Source organism: Pseudomonas sp. Sample_9, assembly GCF_004307535.1.
GTDB classification, from domain to species: Bacteria; Pseudomonadota; Gammaproteobacteria; order Pseudomonadales; family Pseudomonadaceae; genus Aquipseudomonas; species Aquipseudomonas mercuritolerans.
Genome location: NZ_RAZO01000331.1, coordinates 6,719 through 8,229 on the forward strand (window position 1 = coordinate 6,719; position 1,511 = coordinate 8,229).

A 1,511-nucleotide genomic window follows, 5' to 3' on the forward strand; every position below is an offset into this window, starting at 1 on the left:
GCCTGGCACAGCGACGCGATCCTGCAGCAACCAGTCGATGGCGGGCCGCTGGTGCTGATCAAGGAAACCACCCAGCGCGAGTTCGAAGGCGGCACGCAGATCTTCATTTATGCACCGGACCAGCACGATTTCTTCGCCGTGACCGTGGCGGCGATGGACCAGCTCAACCTGAACATTCACGACGCCCGGGTCATCACCTCGAGCAGCCAGTTCACCCTCGACACCTACATCGTGCTCGACAACGAAGGCGAGTCGATCGGCGACAACCCGGCGCGGATCAAGCAGATCCGCGAAGGCCTGACCGAGGCACTGCGCAACCCGGACGACTACCCGACGATCATCCAGCGCCGCGTGCCGCGTCAGCTCAAGCATTTTGCCTTTGCGCCGCAGGTCACCATTCACAACGATGCTCAGCGTCCGGTAACCGTGCTGGAATTGACCGCGCCCGACCGGCCGGGCCTGCTGGCGAGGGTCGGGGGGATTTTCCTCGAGTTCGACCTGTCGCTGCAGAACGCCAAGATTGCGACCCTGGGCGAGCGCGTGGAAGACGTGTTCTTCATCACCGACGCGCACAACCAGCCGCTGTCCGATCCGCTGCTGTGCAGCCGTTTGCAGGATGCGATCGTCGAACAGCTGAGCGTCAATCAGGAACCGGATATCAAACTTTCGCGGATCAGTATCTGAATCACCCGTTTATCCCTGTGAATGCAGCCCATGCTTTCCTCCGGTACATACAATCCCCTGTGGCGAGGGGATTTATCCCCGTTCGGCTGCGAAGCAGTCGTAAAACCTGTGTATGCGGACATTCAGTTGAACCGCAGTGAATGGTTTTGGGGCCGCTTCGCAGCCCAACGGGGATAAATCCCCTCGCCACAGAAAGCTCTTGAGCATTTAAAAGAGGCCCCCATGAACAACGCTCTGAACCAGCTCCAGCCGTACCCGTTCGAAAAGCTCCGCGCCCTGCTCGGCAGCGTTACGCCGAACCCGGACAAACGCCCGATCGCCCTGTCGATCGGCGAGCCGAAACACCGTTCGCCGAGTTTTGTCGCCGAAGCGCTGGCGAACAATCTGGATCAGATGGCGGTGTACCCGACCACCCTCGGCATCCCGGCCCTGCGCGAAGCGATCGCCGGCTGGTGCGAGCGGCGCTTCGGTGTGCCGGACGGCTGGATCGATCCGGCGCGCAATGTGCTGCCGGTCAACGGCACCCGTGAAGCGCTGTTCGCCTTCACCCAGACCGTGGTCAACCGTGGCGACGATGCGCTGGTGGTCAGCCCCAACCCGTTCTATCAGATCTACGAAGGCGCGGCGTTTCTCGCCGGGGCCAAGCCGCATTACCTGCCATGCCTGGATGAAAACGGCTTCAACCCGGACTTCGACGCAGTAGCGCCGGAGATCTGGCAGCGCTGCCAGATTCTGTTCCTGTGCTCGCCGGGCAACCCGACCGGCGCGCTGATTCCGGTCGAGACCCTGAAGAAGCTGATCGCCCTGGCTGATCAGTACGACTTCGT

General features: G+C 61.8%; 2 protein-coding genes. Both read left to right on the top strand.

Translation table 11 applies throughout. From position 1 onward, the window contains the following. A partial coding sequence (locus D6877_RS18575) for an ACT domain-containing protein (protein WP_130911719.1) occupies nt 1-684 on the top strand: 684 nt, incomplete at its 5' end. Nucleotides 685-906: 222 nt separating this feature from the next. Beyond that, nucleotides 907-1,511: aminotransferase class I/II-fold pyridoxal phosphate-dependent enzyme (locus D6877_RS18580; RefSeq protein WP_130911717.1), on the top strand; the 605-nt coding region annotated here is incomplete at its 3' end.